Genomic DNA, 18,982 nt, shown 5'->3' with positions numbered 1-18,982 from the left:
GGTCGTATATGACTTCATATACTTAATGCATAAAAAGGGTTAGGTCTAACCACAAAATGCGGTAAGACCTAAACCCAAACTGTTATGGTAGTAGCGACTATTTAAGCTCAACTTCTGCTCCTGCTTCTTCCAATGACTTTTTAATACCTTCAGCTTCGTCTTTAGCAACACCTTCCTTAACGGCTTTTGGCGCGCTATCAACAATATCCTTAGCATCTTTCAAACCTAAACCAGTTAATTCCTTAACCAATTTAACAACTGCTAATTTAGAAGCACCTGCTGCTTTCAAGATAACATCGAATTCTGATTTTTCCTCAGCAGCTTCACCACCTTCAGCGGCTCCACCTCCTGCGGCAACAGCTACTGCAGCAGCTGCTGGCTCAATACCGTATTCTTCTTTTAATATATCAGCCAACTCATTAACCTCTTTTACGGTCAAGTTAACCAATTGTTCTGCGAAATCTTTTAAATCTGCCATTTTTCTATCGTTTAATAAAATTTTTAAAAATATAATTGTTTAAGTGCGTACTATTCCCTTTCTGATAATGTCTTTAAGATACCTGCAAGTTTACCACCACCGGACTTAAGACCAGAAATAACATTCTTGGCTGGTGATTGCAACAAGCCAATAATTTCCCCGATCATCTCCTCTTTGGATTTTAAACTTACCAATGCATCCAATTTGTCATCACCAACAAATATGGCTTCCTCAATGAAAGCACCTTTTAACAAAGGTTTTTCAGACTTTTTCCTAAAAGTCTTTATAACTCTTGCCGGACCATTCCCTACTTCGGAGAACATCAATGAAGTGTTTCCTTTTAGGACCTCAGGAAGTTCCCCGAAATCTTTATCGGAAGCCTCCATCGCTTTGGCAAGAAGTGTATTCTTAACTACTGCAAGTTTAATATTGGATTTAAAACAAGCCCTTCTCAAGTTTGAAGTGGTTGTTGCATCCAATCCTGAAATATCAGCTAAATAAATAGTTGAATTTTCAGCCAACTGAGCAGTTAAATCTTCTATAACGTTTAATTTCTCTTCTCTTGTCATAATTAAAATTTTGAACTACCAGTTAGTTAAACTGTTTTTGGATCTAATTGAACACTTGGGCTCATTGTACTTGACATGAAAATACTTTTCATGTAAACACCCTTAGCCGCAGAAGGTTTCATTTTGTTCAAAGTATCTAACAACTCCTTAGCGTTGCCAGCAATTTTATCCGCTGGGAAGGAAGCTTTTCCTATCGCAGCATGGACAATCCCTGTTTTATCAACTTTGAAATCGATTTTACCAGCCTTTACTTCAGTTACGGCCTTGGCCACATCCATAGTTACTGTACCTGTTTTTGGATTGGGCATTAAACCTCTTGGTCCTAAAACACGTCCTAAAGGTCCTAATTTACCCATTACGCTTGGCATGGTGATGATTACATCAACATCGGTCCAACCGCCTTTGATTTTATCCAAATATTCGTCTAACCCAACATAATCAGCTCCGGCTTCCTGAGCCTCCGCTTCTTTATCCGGGGTTACCAAAGCCAAAACCTTTACATCTTTACCTGTACCATGTGGTAGACTAACTACCCCACGTACCATTTGGTTCGCTTTCCTAGGATCAACTCCCAAACGTACGGCCAAATCTATAGATGCGTCAAATTTTGTGTTGGTTATCTCTTTTACTAAAGCTGAAGCCTCTTCCAAAGAATAAAGTTTATCCTTCTCAATTTTAGCGTGGGCCTCTTTTTGCTTCTTTGTTAACTTTGCCATTTAATTGCTTTTTAAGATTTTAAAAAGGTCTTTTACCTGCTACTTTAAGACCCATTGATCTAGCCGTACCAGCAACCATGCTCATAGCGGACTCGATAGTAAATGCATTTAAATCTACCATTTTGTCTTCTGCTATAGTTTTAACCTGGTCCCAGGTAATACTCCCTGATTTGACTCTGTTAGGTTCGCCAGATCCTTTTTTAATCTTAGCTGCTTCCAAAAGTTGAACTGCCGCTGGCGGTGTCTTTACGATAAAGTCAAATGACTTATCTTTATATACCGTGATAACAACTGGTAAAACCTTACCTGGTTTATCCTGCGTACGAGCATTGAACTGCTTACAGAACTCCATGATGTTAACACCGGCAGCACCTAAGGCGGGTCCAACCGGTGGCGATGGATTCGCTGCACCTCCCCTAACTTGTAGCTTAACTACTTTACCTACTTCTTTTGCCATTGTTTTAAATTAAATTTAAAGTGTGTTTTTAGGAAGCAACACAACTTTGTAAATATGTAACAAAAATTTTATATTTTCTCTACTTGCATGTAACTCAACTCCAATGGTGTTTTTCTTCCAAAAATCTTCACCATTACCTCAAGTTTACGTTTCTCTTCATTGATTTTCTCAACGGTTCCGTTAAAACCATTGAAAGGCCCATCAATAACCTTAACGGTTTCACCATGTACAAAAGGTATGGCCACACTATCGGTGTTAACCGCCAATTCATCTACCTTACCAAGCATACGGTTTACCTCTGACTTCCTTAAAGGAACAGGATCCCCTCCTTTTGTTTCGCCCAAAAACCCTATTACATTGGTTATTGAACGTATAATATGTATCATTTCACCACCTAAATTGGCTTTGATCATGATATATCCAGGGAAATAAACCCGCTCTTTATTTATTTTTTTACCATTTCGAATTTGAACCACTTTTTCAGTAGGCACCAAAACTTCTTCCAAGTAATCGGAAAAACCGAGTCTGGCAACTTCACTCTCAATATAGCCTTTGATTTTATTCTCTTGACCACTGACTGCCCTCACCACATACCATTTCTTTTCCAATACTTCTGACATAAGGCTAGACTAATTTAAAACGTTCGTAAAATAAAGCTTGATCAATTTACTGAAGACAGAATCCACACCCCATGTAGCCAAGGCGAACAAAATAGAGAATACAGCCACTACGACCATAAGATTGGATGATTCTTCCTTAGTAGGCAAAGTAACATTATGCCTTAACTCTTCGATTGATTCCTTTATATACGTCAACATTAGTTTTACTCTTTAAATTATTCCGAAAGAAGTCCTTCACTGTACAAATGAACCTCAATCTAACTTTTGCACGGGAGGAGAGACTCGAACTCCCGACACCTGGTTTTGGAGACCAGTGCTCTACCAACTGAGCTACACCCGTTTATATTTACATTGAAAGGTATCCCGCGCGATAGCGGGACACCTTAAATGCAATATAGTACTTATCTAATATTAATCTATAATCTTGGTTACCTGACCAGCACCAACTGTTCTACCACCTTCACGGATAGCGAAACGCAATCCTTCGCTCAATGCGATAGGTTGAATCAAATCAACAGTAATAGTAAGGTTATCACCAGGCATTACCATTTCAACTCCACTAGGAAGATTAATGTTACCAGTAACATCAGTGGTTCTTACGTAGAATTGTGGACGATAGTTATTATGAAATGGTGTGTGACGACCACCTTCTTCTTTTTTAAGGATATAAACCTCAGCTTCAAATTTAGCATGTGGTTTAACAGAACCTGGCTTACAGATTACCATACCTCTTTTGATGTCTGATTTTTCAATACCTCTCAACAAGATACCTACGTTATCACCAGCTTCACCTCTATCCAAAATCTTACGGAACATTTCAACACCTGTAATGGTAGAAGACAATTTCTCAGCTCCCATACCGATGATATCAACAGCATCACCTGTATTGGCAACACCAGTTTCTATACGACCTGTAGCAACAGTACCACGACCAGTAATAGTAAATACATCTTCAACAGGCATTAAGAAATCTTTATCTACATCCCTTTTTGGCAATTCGATCCAATCATCAACAGCATTCATCAATTCCATTACAGTATCTACCCATTTTTGCTCACCGTTAAGTGCACCTAAGGCAGAACCGGAAATAACAGGTCCGTTATCACCATCATACTCATAAAAAGAAAGTAATTCCCTCACTTCCATTTCAACTAACTCTAAAAGCTCCTCATCATCAACCATATCAACTTTGTTCAAGAAAACAACGATTCTAGGAATACCTACCTGACGACCTAAAAGGATGTGCTCACGAGTTTGTGGCATTGGACCATCCGTAGCAGCAACTACCAAGATAGCACCGTCCATTTGGGCAGCACCAGTTACCATGTTCTTCACGTAATCCGCGTGACCTGGACAGTCAACGTGTGCATAGTGACGATTCGCAGTTTGATATTCAACGTGCGATGTGTTAATGGTTATACCTCTTTCTTTTTCTTCAGGAGCGTTATCGATAGAATCGAAACTTCTCAATTCAGAAAGTCCTGCATTAGCCAATACTGTAGTAATAGCTGCAGTCAATGTAGTTTTACCGTGATCTACGTGTCCAATAGTACCTATATTTAAGTGCGGTTTGGAACGATCAAAAGTTTCCTTTGCCATTTTAAATGAATTTTAATCTTAGTTTATATATTAGTGTACAATTATATGCCTTAATTGAGCCAACGACGAGATTTGAACTCGTGACCTCTTCCTTACCAAGGAAACGCTCTACCCCTGAGCTACGTCGGCTTGTTGGGTCCCTGGTTGATGTTATGCGCTCTTTCAAACAAAAACAACATCGAAATTACAACAAACGTTAACCCATGGTTTTTTGAGTGCTAGACCAAGTTCTACCGACCTTTACAGTATCGAAACAATTACCGACACCTTCACATCCACTACCCAAAGAACATACCAAAAGAACAGGTTCTCCCGATATTGAGGCGGAAGAACGGGCTGCCTTAGATAAACTCTGGACTGACTTCTCACCCTTACCTCCCAAGAGCAACATATTTGAACAAACGAATATATTTTTCTTGCGAAATATTAGAGCGGGAGACCGGGTTCGAACCGGCGACATTCAGCTTGGAAGGCTGACGCTCTACCAACTGAGCTACTCCCGCATTTTAAACTTCAAAATTTCAATTTACACACCTTAACCAAAGATGTTTTCCAATTCCGGACTTCCCGAACTTGCTTGCCACCCCAACTTCTCAAAACAAGAAGCAAAAGTAAGCTATTTTTAAAATATAGTGGGGAGAGCAGGATTCGAACCTGCGAAGACGTAGTCAGCAGATTTACAGTCTGCCCTCGTTGGCCGCTTGAGTATCTCCCCAATCCCATATTTTAAAGAACTTTTGAGCCGATAGAGGGACTCGAACCCACGACCTGCTGATTACAAATCAGCTGCTCTAGCCAGCTGAGCTACATCGGCTTATCATCACCTTTTTTAGCATAAAAAAGTCCGCTATTTCTAACGGACTGCAAATGTATATATTTATTTGTTTAATCAAAACAATTTTCAATAAATTTTTATCATACTTTTTCGCGTTGTAATTCCTTCATCTTTTTCACCTTCCTTTCCAGGGAGTTACAAGCAGAATCAATTGCCTCTTCAAATGATTTACATTGCTTATTCACAACAAACTTATCTTTAGGTACATTTAGCCTGATATCCACCACTTTATTCTCTTTTGCACTCGTGTTCTCTACTTTTAAATAGACATCCGCACTTATTACCTTGTCATAGAACGTTTCCAATTTATCCAATCTATTTTGAACAAAATCCAACAACTTCCTATCGGCATTGAAGTTTACTGATTGCGCATTTACTTTCATAAGCTTAAATTTAAAATGTTAAACGAATTTATCGTCCTTGCGATTTTTTACCCCTTGGGTGGGCCGATGCATGAATTTTCTTTAGTTCAGCAATACTATTATGGGTATATACCTGTGTTGAAGCCAAACTTGAATGGCCTAGCAACTCTTTTACTGAATTTAAATCTGCCCCTTTATTGAGTAAGTGAGTCGCAAAGGTATGTCTTAAAATATGTGGACTCCTTTTTATTTTGGAGGACACCTTACTAAAATACCCATTTATAATTCTATAAACAAGGGTTTCATATATTTTATTGCCCGCACCGGTAAGAAAAACGAACTCCTTATCCACTTTGTTTTCCAACTCGTTTCTTAAAGGCAAATACATAGCGAACAAATCTATTGTCGACACCAATAATGGAACAATACGTTCCTTATTGCGTTTTCCTAATACCTTTAAAGATCTTTCCGATAAATCTACATCACCCATTTTAAGATTGACCAACTCCGCCCTTCTTATTCCCGTTGTATACAACAACTCTATGATCAACTTATCCCGACTACCTTCGAAATCATCTGAAAATGGCAACTGGGACAAGACACGGCGCATTTCCTCCTCTGAAAAGGGAACTTCTATCTTTTTGGATGTTTTGAGTGCTTTGTGCTTTGCTAACGGATTAGCCGCTATGAGATCGATTTGTTGAAGAAATTTATAATAAGCCTTTAATGAGGCGATTTTTCTATTTACCGATCTATTTGAAATGCCAGAGTTTACAAGTTCAACTATCCAACTTCGTATCACCGGATATTCTACCCTTTCAATTTGAACCAAGCTATACTTGTCTTCACAAAAATTTGTAAATGACAGAATATCTTGCTGGTAAGCATTTACAGTATGCCCAGAATATTTTTTTTCTAAGCGCAAATAGGATACGAACTTGGATACCGACATACCACAAAGTTAGTAAAGTAGGCCCAGCTATTTCTGAAAATAAAAAAATCCTATCGGAAGATAGGATTTTTTTCAACAATTGTACACTGCCATATTAGATTTTAGATTTCTTCTTGATCTCTTAAACCTTGTATGTATTGTGCTTTTTGTATTTGAGCTCTTCGCTGTACTGAAGGTTTCGTGAATTGCTGACGTTTACGCAACTGACGCATGGTACCTGTCTTGTCAAACTTTCGCTTGAAGCGCTTTAAAGCTCTGTCTATGTTTTCTCCTTCTTTAATTGGTATTATTAACATGGGCTACAACCTCCTTTCTTTAGTGATTAGGGGTGCAAATATAAAAACTTATTTAGAATGGGCACTACTTATTTTCGAATTATATTCCAATATGTACCAGATCGGCCAATAACACCCCTACAAGCATTTGGAAATCAAGCCTTAGGAACGCGATATTCCTTTTTATCTATAATGATCTTTGCGATAATCTCTTTTAATATTTCCGATGTTCCTCCACCAATGGGTCCCAATCGGCTATCCCTGAACATACGGGCCATGGGATAATCTTCAATATAACCGTACCCGCCCAAAAACTGCAAACAATCATATGCCACCTTATCTGCCATTTCCGTAGACTTCAATTTTGAAATAGTCGCTTCTTTCACAACATATTCCCCTTTGTCCATTTTAAAAACCACACCATAATTATATTGCTTACACAGGTCCATATTGGCATAACCATCTACCAACTTATGCCTTAAAGCTTGATATTGATTTATTGTTTTGCCAAAAGTTTCCCTTTCCGACATATATTGCATGGCATATTCCAAGGCGTATTCTGCCCTAGCATGGGCGTTGATACCCATAACCAATCGTTCTAGTGCAAATGCCTCCATTATCAAGGTAAAACCAAGACCTTCACTACCCATTAAATTCGAAGCAGGAACCCTAACGTTATCAAAGGCAAGCTCTGCCGTATCCGAAGCATGCCATCCCAATTTATTCAATTTATTGGCTGAAATACCCTCACTGTCCAAATCAACTATAAACAGACTTATACCCTTATTACCTGACGCCGGATCTGTTTTTGCCGCAAGAATACAATAATCACCGCACACACCGTTCGTAATGAACGTCTTTGACCCATTGATTATATATGTTTCACCATCCTTAACAGCTGTTGTTCGCATACCGGCAACATCACTACCGCCAAAAGGCTCCGTAACCCCTAAACAACCGATTTTTTCACCGTTTACACTTGGTGTTAGATAGGCTAACTTTTGTTCGTGGGTAGCGTTTTTATTCAGGTGCACCATAGCCAAGTAAGAATGTGCCCACATTGCAGCGGCAAAACCTCCTGAATTTACCCTCTGAAGTTCTTCCAAAAAGATGACAGTATAAAAGAGATCAAGCCCAAGCCCTCCATAAGTTTCATCAATGGCAAGACCAAAATAACCCATTTCCCCGAACTTTTTCCAGATGAAACGCTCTATACTGCCCGCGGCCTCCCATTTATTAATATGGGGAATAACTTCTTTGGCTAAAAAATCCCTGAGACTCTCTCTAAATAACTGATGTTCTTCAGTAAAGTACATGCTCTGCATTGCAATTAAATTTATAACGTCAAATATAGCTTAATTCTATCAATCTTATCTTTCGGGAAATTTTCAATATTCATCAATTCATCAAAAGAAACAATGCTTCCGTTAACGTTTCTGTAATCAATTATGCCGTTGGCTACGTTTCTTTTAATATATACCAATTCCATTAGTTTTTTAGCAGATGCCGTATTAATGTTTATTTTTTCAAAATCGGGTTTTTTCAGTACCTGAAATCGTAATAATGTTCGTTCAACGACCTCCGGCTCCAAACCATAAACATCATACAATTGTTCATTTACCATAAAACCACCTAAACGATTCCTGAATTTTACAATTCTCTGTGACAATTTTTCCCCTATTCCGTAAATTGATTTCAGTTCTTCGACGGTTACGGAATTAAGGTCCTTGATCTTGGTAGTTTCCCCATAATCGTACACCTTTCTTTTAGCTGTAATCGAATTTGGGGTTGGAACACTTCCCTCCTTCAGGTTATTTTTGTTTACCCAATCAGGAAATTTAAAATAAGGTGACATGCTTTTCAATAATGAATCGGACACTTTGGTGACTTGTTGGAACTCTTCGGCAGTGTTTACGAACAAATTACTTTTTCGATAGGTAAGTAACCGATCTATTTGCTCTGGGGACATACCTAAAGTGTACCCTTTATAATCTGTAATATAATTTGGATTGAAGGGGTAAATGGCCGTTGAAGATTTTCTGCCTGCAACCTTCTTCAAAGAATCTATTTCAATTTGGGCTTCTTTATCCACTGAAAAGTTCCCTTTGGTCGAGGAACCCTTCATTAGAAAAAGGATAACCTGTAAAACCACAATTATCAAAAGCAAAAAGAAAACCCCACTTTTCTCCTGTCTATTAAGAGAAAAATAGGGTTTAAAATCCATCGGTAAATTAAAATTATTTTCTAAACGGTTTAATAGCACTCATATAATTACCCATTTCTTCTTTAACACGCGGGAACAATATCAATAAACCTATCATATTCGGAAAGACCAAGGCCAAGATCATGGCATCTGAGAAAGCAAAAACAGCTCCCATTGAAGCGGAAGCCCCTATTATAATAAAGGCAATAAAAAGAACCTTATAAATCATATCCGCCAATTTACTTCTACCGAACAAGAATTTCCAAGACTGAAGTCCGTAATAAGACCATGAGATCATGGTGGAAACAGCAAACAGCACAACTGCCAATGTCAACACATAAGGAAACCATGGGATAACGGATTGAAATGCCATAGAAGTTAAATTAACACCTCCTAGCGAAACACCGTCAACCACAACTTTACCTGCCCCATCACCTCCATATTCAAAAATACCACCACTATTATAAAAAATAATTACCAAGGCAGTCATTGTACAAATAACAACTGTGTCTATAAAAGGCTCTAATAAGGCAACAATCCCTTCACTGGCAGGATATTTCGTCTTTACAGCGGAATGCGCAATAGCGGCAGACCCGGCACCGGCTTCATTTGAGAACACGGCCCTTCTAAAACCAACTATCAACACTCCGAACAATCCTCCCAATCCTGCTTCCGGAGTAAAGGCCCCTTTGAAAATCAATACGAATGCATCATCTATATAAGAGAAATTAGCGAAAATTACGACCAAACACGCCAATGCATAGATAATCGCCATAAAAGGAACTACTTTTTCAGTAACCTGGGCAATTCTTTTAATTCCACCGATAATCACAATACCTACAACTATGGCTAAAATTATTCCGATTACAAATCCGGTTGATCCTCCTTGCAAGCCCATCATTGCCGCTAATTGTTCTGCAGCTTGGTTAGACTGCACTGCATTACCGCCACCAAAAGATGCACCGACACATAATATCGCAAAAACTACTGCCAAGGCTTTTCCCAATCCTGTAAAACCTCTTTCTTTCAATCCTCTTGAGAGATAATACATTGGCCCACCGTGTACGGTACCATCAGCATCAACATCCCTATATTTAACCCCTAAGGTACATTCAACAAATTTTGTAGACATACTTAAAAGGCCACATAAAATCATCCAGAAAGTCGCTCCTGGACCACCTATGGCTATTGCCAATGCAACACCGGCAATATTCCCTAGACCAACGGTACCGGAAACAGCTGTCGCAAGTGCTTGAAAATGGCTTACCTCACCATGTTTACTCTCGTCACGAATGGTATCTGGTAAATCGCCATCCACTATATTAACCTCAGCTTTTTCGACACCGTGCCCTTCTGGGGCCTCCACTTCATCATACTTACCTCGAACTACATTGATCGCCAGTGGAAATCTGGTGATATTAACAAAACCAAAATACAAAGTGAAAAAGGTAGCCCCTAACACCAAGACTATTACAACCAGAGGTATACCTGTCCCAGGAACCTGCCAAAAAACTATCCCCTCCCAAACTGCCGTTATCGGCTCAAACCAAGCATTTATTCGTTCATCTATCCCCATTTCCGCTGTTTCTTGGGAAAAGGTTAAAAAAGGTAGCAAAAAGGTTAAAAAGGAAAGCAGTTTATACTTCATATGAGGTAATTTGGTTGGTTAAAAATTGAATTTGGCAATATCTAAAAAAAAACACTTCAATCAAAGATTATTAGACAAAAAGAAACTCCTTAAAGATTGAACATTTCATTTAATTTACGAATCTGCTCAGGTCTTCCAAGAACAATAACCTTACTTTTAGGCTGTAATTGCATATTTGCTTCCGGATTTATGGTATACTTGCCATCTGGGGCAATATAACCTATAATAGTGCATCCCGTTTTTCGTCTTAAATCCAAATCCCTTAAGGATTTGTGCTCGCCGTGACCTGAAAAATCCTCAATGGCAACTTCCTCTAGATTGGTTGTGTGCTCGCCTTCCAACGACAATTCATCCATAAAAGAAATAAGATCGGGCATTACGACCAAAGAGGCCATATGGTCACCACCTATCTTATCTGGCATGATTACTTGATCAGCCCCGGCCAACATCAGTTTTTTCTGGGAAGAAATCAAAGAAGCCCTACTTATGATCTTCAATCCTTTGTTCAACTGCCTTGCGGACAGTACCAAGAAAAGATTGGCCGCGTCATCAGGCAACGTGGTAATAATAAATTTAGCACGGTCTATACCAGCCTGTAATAATATTTCGTCATCACTGGCATCACCTTCGACAAACAAATAACCATTCCCGAACTTTTCGATTACCTCTTTATCATTCTCAATGACCACAAAAGGTCTATTATATGCACTCAAACGAACGGCGGCCTGGTTTCCATTACGACCAAATCCGCATATAATCACATGGTCGGACAGTTTATTTATCATGTTCTTCACTTTTTTCTTTTTTAGAACCTCCAAGGAATTCCTACTTAAAATATACTCGGTAATTACAGAAATGGCAAATGCAAATATGAAAACACTTGAGATTATTAAAAAAACCGTAAAAACCTTTGCCTCGGCACTTAAAGGACCAACTTCGGAAAAACCTACGGTAGTAACCGTGATTACGGTCATATAAAAAGCATCTAACCATGAAAGATTGGACAATAACCTATAGCCAATGATACCCGTTGCCAAAACAACCACTATTAAAATAATGGCCAAATAAATTTTGGAACGAAAAAGTCGTATCATATTAAAGGTCAAAAACCGAGGTTCTTTTTGTATACACCAAATCTTTGATCTTTAACCAAAAAGCCAAAAACAGATATAGCGCAAAACCGAACCCCAAGGTTACGAAAGTAAGGTAAATGAACGATGTTCTAACCACCCTGGCACGGATTCCCATACGTTCTGCAATACGCCGACACACCTCGAAACCCCTTTTCTGGAAATAATACAAAAGTTGATATAAAACATTCATGGAATAAATTTAAATATTTCCATGTAATAAATTACTACCTATCGCACATTGCAGGCATTTATTTTTTGTGCAATACTCATTATACAACTGTAAGGCTGCCTGACTTTCGCCGGAAGACCTAACCCCCAATCCCAACTTATTGAATTTATCGACAACCCTGTTTTCTTCCTTTTTGATTTTTTCTACGATGGAAAAAACGACATCAACACCATCTTTACCTTGATTTTGGGCATAACAGAACCTTAATGGTAAAACGGTATTTATGATCAAGAGATCTATAAATGACTTAGTCAACTTCTTTTTGCTTTTTTTTGATAGCTTCCCGAAAGTAAAATGATCATCCCAATAAGAACTTGCCGAAATTTCGAAAATAACATATAAATCGTCCAGACTTTCGGTTAAAATCAATTTATGAAAAAGGTTTTGATGCCTTTCATACAAGTTGGCAAGTTGTGAAAGCCGAATTGTAGGGAAATTAGCAGGTCTAAGTTTAAAGAATTCCGGCTTTTGGACACCTTGTGGATTAAACCCAAATTTCTTGGATAAATATCCGTACTCTTTCTGCAACGTAATATAATATGGATCGATGACTTCATCGTTTGCCAATAGTCCTGCCAAACCTAGCAAGGCACTTTCCAGTTGCATAGGATTCCGTTGCAACTTCCTGACCACTGAAAAGTCCAATGTTTGGGCAATACTTAAAAAAGAAGTAGCGTTTACATTAAGTCCGAAATTCTTTAAAAGTAGGCAGAACAATACTTTCTCCCAGTCGTTTTTGGAACTTTCCAACAGGGAGTGGATCAAAATTGATTTTTGCTCCAAACGCTCAATATAAAGTCGCTCTAACCAGTTGGCTTTCGTAAATTCATCTACCTTGGAAATCCCATTTTCACAATTGACGAACTTTGCCCTTCTTTTATCAAATAAATCGCTATAGCTTTTTAAAATATCCTCGGAGACATATCTGTTCAGTTCCAAAGTCGGAATCAAGGTATTGTCCCGTCTATGGACCTCCAAATCATGGTTCCAAACCACATGAAGTATAACATTTTCGTAATTAACGTCCTTTTCATGATGATGGGCGTACCAATCCGAAGAATTAATATGTATTTCAACATTTCCGGCCCATAATTGTCCATTGATCTTCAGCTTTGCATTAAAGAAATCCGGGCCCGATTTTTGGTTATGGGTTCCTACATCCAGGATTTCGATAGTTTCGTTTTGGCTTGTGGCCAAGTGCTGTAATTGTAGCTTTTTATATTTCCATATAAAGTGGAGTAAATCTTCACGCATTCCCCTAAAATAAAAAAATCCCACAAATTGCGGGATTTTCTTTCTTTAAAGCGTAGTATTTACTGTACTACCTCACCCTGCCAGGCCATAATACCGCCTTGAAGGTTATATGCTTTTTCAATACCAAGGCTATTCATGATATTACATGCCTGTCCACTTCTGGCCCCTGACCTGCAATAAACATAATAATTTTTGGTTTTGTCCAATTTCTCAACTTCCTCAACAAATTTTTGACCTAGATAAATGTCGATATTTGTGGCTTCCGGAATAAAACCTTGTTGAAATTCTGCTGGAGTTCGAACATCCAAAATAAATGCATTGTCATCAGCTTTCAACTGCTCTACCCATTCTTTCTGAGATAAATCTGCCATTTTGTATAATTTTTAAGGTGCAAAAATAATGCATTTAAATAAAATAAAAATAGAATTGCCCTGAATACATCGGCCTTGGACAATCATTCAGACTTTTTAACACAAATTTAGCCTTTGTATTATATTTTGCTTCCGCTAAACCTATACATTTGTATATACAATAATTGTATATACATGAATGTAGAGGAGCGAATTAAAACAGAAGGGGAAATTCCTTTGGAACGAAGGACGATCATACATCTTATGCTAGTGACGAATTCTATTAACGATAAAATGTCGCTCGCACTTAAACCTTTTGACATATCGATTCAACAATTCAATGTGTTACGTATTTTAAGAGGTCAAAAGGGTAAACCTGCCAATTTAAGCACATTGAATGAAAGGATGGTGACCAAGATGAGCAATACGACGAGATTAGTCGATAAATTGATTCTAAAGGAATTTGTAGAAAGGCATATTTGCCCATCAAACAGAAGAAAGGTAGAAATATCAATAACCGATAAAGGATTGGAACAACTTAGAAAGTTGGATGTCTTGATAACAGAAACCGAATCAAGATTATTAAATGAATTCACCGTTGACGAATTAAAACAATTGAACACATTATTACATAAATTTTAATCTTAAATAGTAACAACCCTAAAAAGCAAAACAAATGAAAAAGAACTTATTCGCATTGGCCTTGGCCGTTATTTTCGGTTTCTCAGCAACCGCGACCGAACCCATTGAAAAAGAAAAGAAAGAAGTTAATACCGATGAAAGCTCCGTTGCTTGGAAAGCTTACAAAGTTACAGGTTCCCATAATGGTACTGTGGCCTTGGAAAGTGGCACATTGATATTCGATGACGGAAAACTTACCGGAGGGGAATTCAAGGTTGATATGACTTCTATGATCTGTACCGACCTTGAAGGTGAATATAAAGGCAAATTGGAAGGACACTTGAAATCAGACGATTTCTTTGGCGTGGCCACCCACCCTTCTTCTTCATTGGTCTTTACCAAAGTGGAAGCTTCAGGTAAAAACTCTTATGAAGTAACCGGGGATTTAACGATCAAAGGCATAACCAAACCCGTTACTTTCGACGTTTCGATTTATGGCAGTAAAGCAACCGCAACAATGAAAATAGACCGTACGGCATATGACGTTAAATACGGTTCCGGTAGCTTTTTCGATAATTTAGGAGACAAAACGATCTATGATGAATTCGACTTGGTCGTAGATTTGGTGTTCTAACAAAACAGCTCCCATATGGTTAGCTCTGGTGGTTTATATCCTCCAGAGCTTTTTTTTTACAAAAAACGTATTTGTTGTTTTAAAAATCATTTCTATATTTGATGCAATGAAAATCAACGGATCAAATACATGGTGGTGGAGTAACTTACGAACAACGTCGTGAGCGAAGCATCATTGTAGTAAAACTATACAAAAGGCTTGTCTATCACGACAAGCCTTTTTTAATTTTATATTTTAATATGGATTACAAATTTAAATCGCACCATAAGAAAATACTTGCAGATACGATCACTCCCGTAAGTGTCTATTTAAAGATCAGGGACAGGTTTCCTAACAGTATACTTTTAGAGAGTAGTGACTATCATGCCAATGATAATAGCTTTTCCTATATATGCTGCAATCCCATAGCTTCAATCAAAATTGAGGATGAAACTATTTTGGAGCAATTTCCCGATGGTAAAATCGTAACAAGCGAAATAGGACCGGAAACGGATGTTGTACAGACCATAAATGACTTCAGTCAAAAATTCGAGGCTGATGAAAATTCATTTAAATTCATTAACAACGGTCTCTTCGGCTATATGGCCTATGATGCGGTACGTTATTTTGAAGACATTGAAATAGGGAAAAAAGACAAAAGCCTGAATATTCCCGACATTTATTATGCGGTTTACCAAAATATCATCGCCATAAACCATTTTAAGAACGAGGCGTACATCTTTGCCCATTGCTATGAAAAAGACAGTAATATCAATGAGATTGAGCGCGTTCTAAATGTAAAGAATTTTGCATCATACAATTTTAATAAAGAAGGGGCACCTACATCTAACCTTAAAGATGAGGAATATAAAGAGCATGTAGAGTTGGCCAAAAAGCATTGCCAAAGAGGCGATGTTTTTCAACTGGTACTTTCAAGAAGGTTTTCCCAAGGATTCAAAGGGGATGAATTCAATGTATACAGGGCCTTACGTTCTGTAAACCCATCACCTTATCTCTTTTACTTTGATTACGGGGATTTTAAGATTTTCGGGAGTTCCCCGGAGGCCCAATTGATCGTTAGCGAGGGTAAAGCGGAAATACATCCTATCGCCGGTACTTTTAAAAGAACGGGCAATGATGAGAAAGACGCAGAGCTTGCCAAGAAATTGACCCTTGATGATAAGGAAAACAGTGAACACGTAATGTTGGTAGATTTAGCCCGGAACGACTTAAGTAGAAACGGCAATATGGTCAGCGTTGATAATTATAGGGAAGTACAGTTCTTCTCACATGTGATTCACCTAGTTTCAAAAGTAACGGGACAAAAGAAAAAGGACATAAGCACTATGAAGGTCGTAGCCGACACTTTCCCAGCCGGTACTTTGAGTGGCGCGCCCAAACATATGGCCATGCAACTTATAGAAAAATACGAAAAGACCAACAGGGCATATTACGGTGGTGCTATCGGGTTTATGGACTTTAAAGGGAATTTTAACCATGCCATCATGATCCGTACCTTTTTAAGCAAGAACCATCAATTACATTATCAGGCAGGGGCAGGATTGGTAGCAGCTTCAAACCCTGAAAATGAATTACAAGAAACATATAACAAATTGGGAGCATTGACCAAGGCTTTGGAAATTGCGGAAACCATCTAAAATTTCCAAAATCAAGACGATTATGAAAAAAATATTGGTAATAGACAACTATGACAGTTTCACCTATAATCTAGTCCATTATTTGGAAGATTTGGATTGCGAGGTCATCGTTAAAAGAAACGACCAGCTCACCCTGGAAGAAGTTGGTGCTTTCGAAAGAATAGTACTGTCTCCCGGCCCGGGCATTCCAGATGAGGCCGGACTTTTAAAACAAATCATTGCGGAATATGCCCCTTCCAAAAAAATATTTGGAGTATGCTTGGGACAGCAGGCCATAGCCGAGGTATTCGGTGGTTCTTTGATCAATCTTGATAAAGTATACCATGGCATCGCAACAAAGATATCGGTGACCAAAGACGATATCCTTTTTGATGGATTGCCTAAGGAAATAGAAGTTGGCCGTTATCATTCTTGGGTGGTTGACCCCAACTTGCCAGATGTTCTGGAAGCTACTTCAATAGATGAAAACGGTCAGATCATGTCTATTCGACATAAAGATTATGATGTGTGCGCGGTACAATTCCACCCTGAGTCGGTTTTGACCCCACAAGGTAAGACCATGTTAAAAAATTGGTTACAGGATAAAGAATAAATAAGCCCTGAAATAAATTCAGCATTTATGAAAGACATTTTAAACAGATTGATCAACCACGATTTCCTTACCAAGGAAGACGCCAAACAGGTTTTGGTCAACATAGCCAAAGGAGAATACAATACGAGTCAGATTGCAGCTTTTCTAACGGTTTACATGATGCGTAGCATTACCATTGAAGAGTTGGAAGGTTTTAGGGATGCGTTGTTAGATTTATGTTTGGCCATTGATCTATCAGAATACAATCCCATTGACTTATGTGGTACGGGTGGTGATGGCAAAGACACCTTCAATATATCAACACTGGCCTCTTTTGTTACCGCCGGTGCGGGTGTAAAAGTTACAAAGCATGGCAATTATGGGGTATCCTCGAAATGCGGTAGTAGCAATGTCATGGAATTTTTAGGGATAAAGTTCAGCAACGAAGCCGACTTTCTTGAAAAGTCGATCGATGAAGCCGGAATTTGTGTATTACATGCCCCCCTCTTTCACCCTGCCATGAAAAATGTTGCGCCGATCAGAAGGGAATTGGCCGTAAAGACCTTTTTCAACATGTTGGGCCCAATGGTAAACCCTGCTTTTCCAAAGAACCAAATGGTAGGGGTGTTTAATTTGGAATTGGCACGTATGTATGGGTATCTCTACCAAAAAACCGATAAAAACTTTACGGTTTTACATGCGTTGGATGGGTATGATGAAATATCTTTGACGGGGGCCACCAAAACCATATCGAACAAATCGGAAGGTATGTTGCATCCTGAGGATTTTGGAATAAAAAGTGTGGAACAATCACAAATTGTAGGAGGGGACAGTATAGAAGAATCCGCACAAATATTCTTGAATGTTTTACAAGGAAAAGGTACCGATGCCCAAAACAATGTGGTCTGTGCCAATGCCGGAATCGCAATAGCTACCGTAAATGGAGTTACACCAAAAGAAGGTTTTGAAAGCGCCAAAGAATCATTATTATCGGGCAACGGATTAAAAGCTTTGAAGAAATTACAGGCATTAAGCGTCAAATAAAGTATCAAATGAACATCCTAGATAAAATAGTTAAAGACAAAAGGGTCGAAGTAGATCTTCGAAAAGGATTGATTCCCATATCCCAACTCGAGACTTCCGTCCTTTTTGATAGGCATTCCAATTCTTTGGCTCATACACTCCGTACCAGTAGCACAGGAATTATTGCGGAGCACAAAAGACGTTCCCCTTCCAAATCAGTTATTAACCACGATTTGAACGTGCAAGATGTAGCCAAAGGATATGACCAAGCCGGTGTTTGCGGCATGTCGGTTTTAACCGATGGCAAATACTTCGGAGGCTCCCTTGATGACCTTCTCTTGGCAAGGGCTTCGGTAAAAATGCCGTTGTTGCGAAAAGAATTCATCATAGATGAATATCAGATATTAGAAGCTAAGGCATATGGTGCCGACGTAATTTTGTTGATTGCGGCAATATTGACCACATCGGAAATAAAGACGTTTTCCGAATTGGCCAAAAGTTTACGTTTAGATGTTTTATTAGAAGTGCACAATGAGGAAGAACTTCAAAAATCGATTATGCCGAGTTTAGACATGTTGGGCATTAACAATCGTAACCTAAAGACTTTCGAGGTAAGCTTGGAGACCAGTAAAAAACTATCAAAGATCATTCCCGATGATTTCGTGAAAGTATCCGAAAGTGGCATCAGCAACATTGAGGCTATCAAAGAACTAAGGCCTTTCGGGTATCAAGGATTCCTAATCGGTGAAAATTTCATGAAAACAGAGGATCCAGGAGCAAGTGCAACCACTTTTATTAATGCCTTGAACTGACACA

General features: G+C 38.6%; 24 protein-coding genes and 5 tRNA genes. 6 read left to right on the top strand and 23 right to left on the bottom strand.

From position 1 onward, the window contains the following. Positions 1 to 97 precede the first annotated feature (97 nt). From rplL to GJ691_RS13910, 23 genes are all read right to left on the bottom strand, one after another. Positions 98 to 478: a 50S ribosomal protein L7/L12 gene (gene rplL / locus GJ691_RS14020; RefSeq protein ID WP_154367954.1), complete on the bottom strand. Its 381-nt coding sequence runs from the start codon at positions 476 to 478 to the stop codon at positions 98 to 100. Between the two features lie 50 nt (positions 479 to 528). After that, on the bottom strand, positions 529 to 1,047 hold the full coding sequence (rplJ, locus tag GJ691_RS14015) for a 50S ribosomal protein L10 (RefSeq protein ID WP_154367952.1): 519 nt from the start codon (positions 1,045 to 1,047) through the stop codon (positions 529 to 531). A gap of 26 nt (positions 1,048 to 1,073) precedes the next feature. Then, positions 1,074 to 1,763 carry a 50S ribosomal protein L1 gene (gene rplA, locus GJ691_RS14010; protein WP_154367949.1) on the bottom strand — a complete coding sequence of 230 codons (690 nt, stop codon included), beginning with the start codon at positions 1,761 to 1,763 and terminating at the stop codon, positions 1,074 to 1,076. Between the two features lie 19 nt (positions 1,764 to 1,782). After that, positions 1,783 to 2,220, bottom strand: coding sequence for a 50S ribosomal protein L11 (gene rplK, locus GJ691_RS14005; RefSeq protein ID WP_154367947.1), 438 nt, complete (start codon positions 2,218 to 2,220; stop codon positions 1,783 to 1,785). Between the two features lie 68 nt (positions 2,221 to 2,288). Further along, complete coding sequence (nusG, locus tag GJ691_RS14000; RefSeq protein ID WP_154367945.1) at positions 2,289 to 2,840, bottom strand: transcription termination/antitermination protein NusG; 552 nt, start codon at positions 2,838 to 2,840, stop codon at positions 2,289 to 2,291. Between the two features lie 9 nt (positions 2,841 to 2,849). Next, positions 2,850 to 3,038, bottom strand: coding sequence for a preprotein translocase subunit SecE (gene secE / locus GJ691_RS13995; RefSeq protein WP_154367943.1), 189 nt, complete (start codon positions 3,036 to 3,038; stop codon positions 2,850 to 2,852). 69 nt (positions 3,039 to 3,107) lie between these two features. Further along, positions 3,108 to 3,180 (bottom strand) — tRNA-Trp (locus GJ691_RS13990). A gap of 71 nt (positions 3,181 to 3,251) precedes the next feature. Then, positions 3,252 to 4,439, bottom strand: a complete 1,188-nt coding sequence (tuf, locus tag GJ691_RS13985; RefSeq protein ID WP_154367941.1) for an elongation factor Tu — start codon at positions 4,437 to 4,439, stop codon at positions 3,252 to 3,254. Positions 4,440 to 4,496: 57 nt separating this feature from the next. Next, positions 4,497 to 4,568, bottom strand: a tRNA-Thr gene (locus GJ691_RS13980). A gap of 67 nt (positions 4,569 to 4,635) precedes the next feature. Continuing rightward, on the bottom strand, positions 4,636 to 4,830 hold the full coding sequence (locus GJ691_RS13975) for a hypothetical protein (RefSeq protein WP_154367939.1): 195 nt from the start codon (positions 4,828 to 4,830) through the stop codon (positions 4,636 to 4,638). Between the two features lie 39 nt (positions 4,831 to 4,869). Further along, a tRNA-Gly gene (locus GJ691_RS13970) sits at positions 4,870 to 4,942 on the bottom strand. A gap of 130 nt (positions 4,943 to 5,072) precedes the next feature. Beyond that, positions 5,073 to 5,154 (bottom strand) — tRNA-Tyr (locus tag GJ691_RS13965). Positions 5,155 to 5,179: 25 nt separating this feature from the next. Continuing rightward, positions 5,180 to 5,253, bottom strand: a tRNA-Thr gene (locus tag GJ691_RS13960). 101 nt (positions 5,254 to 5,354) lie between these two features. Continuing rightward, the gene (gene hpf, locus GJ691_RS13955) at positions 5,355 to 5,657 is read right to left on the bottom strand and encodes a ribosome hibernation-promoting factor, HPF/YfiA family (protein WP_154367937.1); all 303 of its coding nucleotides are present in this window, start codon (positions 5,655 to 5,657) and stop codon (positions 5,355 to 5,357) included. 28 nt (positions 5,658 to 5,685) lie between these two features. After that, complete coding sequence (locus tag GJ691_RS13950) at positions 5,686 to 6,588, bottom strand: tyrosine-type recombinase/integrase (protein WP_154367935.1); 903 nt, start codon at positions 6,586 to 6,588, stop codon at positions 5,686 to 5,688. A gap of 101 nt (positions 6,589 to 6,689) precedes the next feature. Beyond that, the gene (gene rpsU, locus GJ691_RS13945; RefSeq protein ID WP_109654682.1) at positions 6,690 to 6,884 is read right to left on the bottom strand and encodes a 30S ribosomal protein S21; all 195 of its coding nucleotides are present in this window, start codon (positions 6,882 to 6,884) and stop codon (positions 6,690 to 6,692) included. Positions 6,885 to 7,018: 134 nt separating this feature from the next. Then, on the bottom strand, positions 7,019 to 8,188 hold the full coding sequence (locus tag GJ691_RS13940; protein WP_154367933.1) for an acyl-CoA dehydrogenase family protein: 1,170 nt from the start codon (positions 8,186 to 8,188) through the stop codon (positions 7,019 to 7,021). An 11-nt stretch (positions 8,189 to 8,199) separates the two neighbouring features. Continuing rightward, positions 8,200 to 9,087, bottom strand: coding sequence for a ComEA family DNA-binding protein (locus GJ691_RS13935; RefSeq protein ID WP_154367931.1), 888 nt, complete (start codon positions 9,085 to 9,087; stop codon positions 8,200 to 8,202). A gap of 13 nt (positions 9,088 to 9,100) precedes the next feature. Continuing rightward, positions 9,101 to 10,714 carry an alanine/glycine:cation symporter family protein gene (locus tag GJ691_RS13930; RefSeq protein ID WP_154367929.1) on the bottom strand — a complete coding sequence of 538 codons (1,614 nt, stop codon included), beginning with the start codon at positions 10,712 to 10,714 and terminating at the stop codon, positions 9,101 to 9,103. Between the two features lie 89 nt (positions 10,715 to 10,803). Beyond that, complete coding sequence (locus GJ691_RS13925) at positions 10,804 to 11,808, bottom strand: potassium channel family protein (RefSeq protein WP_154367927.1); 1,005 nt, start codon at positions 11,806 to 11,808, stop codon at positions 10,804 to 10,806. Position 11,809: 1 nt separating this feature from the next. Continuing rightward, on the bottom strand, positions 11,810 to 12,037 hold the full coding sequence (locus tag GJ691_RS13920) for a PspC domain-containing protein (RefSeq protein ID WP_154367925.1): 228 nt from the start codon (positions 12,035 to 12,037) through the stop codon (positions 11,810 to 11,812). 9 nt (positions 12,038 to 12,046) lie between these two features. Continuing rightward, positions 12,047 to 13,330, bottom strand: a complete 1,284-nt coding sequence (locus GJ691_RS13915) for a DUF2851 family protein (protein ID WP_154367974.1) — start codon at positions 13,328 to 13,330, stop codon at positions 12,047 to 12,049. Between the two features lie 59 nt (positions 13,331 to 13,389). Beyond that, entirely contained in the window at positions 13,390 to 13,701 is a 312-nt protein-coding gene (locus GJ691_RS13910; RefSeq protein ID WP_154367923.1) for a rhodanese-like domain-containing protein, read from the bottom strand. 174 nt (positions 13,702 to 13,875) lie between these two features. Here GJ691_RS13910 and GJ691_RS13905 point away from each other — a divergent pair, with 174 nt between their 5' ends. The 6 genes from GJ691_RS13905 to trpC all read left to right on the top strand — a co-directional run bounded on the left by GJ691_RS13905 (position 13,876) and on the right by trpC (position 18,978). Next, positions 13,876 to 14,322, top strand: coding sequence for a MarR family winged helix-turn-helix transcriptional regulator (locus tag GJ691_RS13905; protein ID WP_154367921.1), 447 nt, complete (start codon positions 13,876 to 13,878; stop codon positions 14,320 to 14,322). Positions 14,323 to 14,356: 34 nt separating this feature from the next. Beyond that, positions 14,357 to 14,935, top strand: a complete 579-nt coding sequence (locus GJ691_RS13900; RefSeq protein WP_154367920.1) for a YceI family protein — start codon at positions 14,357 to 14,359, stop codon at positions 14,933 to 14,935. 239 nt (positions 14,936 to 15,174) lie between these two features. Further along, a complete protein-coding gene (locus tag GJ691_RS13895) occupies positions 15,175 to 16,572 on the top strand; it encodes an anthranilate synthase component I family protein (RefSeq protein WP_154367918.1) in 1,398 nt (465 codons plus the stop codon). A 22-nt stretch (positions 16,573 to 16,594) separates the two neighbouring features. Then, positions 16,595 to 17,164, top strand: coding sequence for an anthranilate synthase component II (locus tag GJ691_RS13890; RefSeq protein WP_154367916.1), 570 nt, complete (start codon positions 16,595 to 16,597; stop codon positions 17,162 to 17,164). Positions 17,165 to 17,191: 27 nt separating this feature from the next. Further along, positions 17,192 to 18,187 (top strand): anthranilate phosphoribosyltransferase, encoded by a 996-nt coding sequence (trpD, locus tag GJ691_RS13885; protein WP_154367914.1) that lies wholly within the window; start codon positions 17,192 to 17,194, stop codon positions 18,185 to 18,187. Between the two features lie 8 nt (positions 18,188 to 18,195). After that, positions 18,196 to 18,978, top strand: coding sequence for an indole-3-glycerol phosphate synthase TrpC (gene trpC / locus GJ691_RS13880; protein WP_154367912.1), 783 nt, complete (start codon positions 18,196 to 18,198; stop codon positions 18,976 to 18,978). Positions 18,979 to 18,982 lie beyond the last annotated feature (4 nt).

This window comes from Maribacter luteus (genome assembly GCF_009674825.1).
GTDB classification, from domain to species: Bacteria; Bacteroidota; Bacteroidia; order Flavobacteriales; family Flavobacteriaceae; genus Maribacter_A; species Maribacter_A luteus.
The sequence above is the reverse complement of the archived record's forward strand: the minus strand, read 5'-3'. Positions and strand labels throughout refer to the sequence as shown.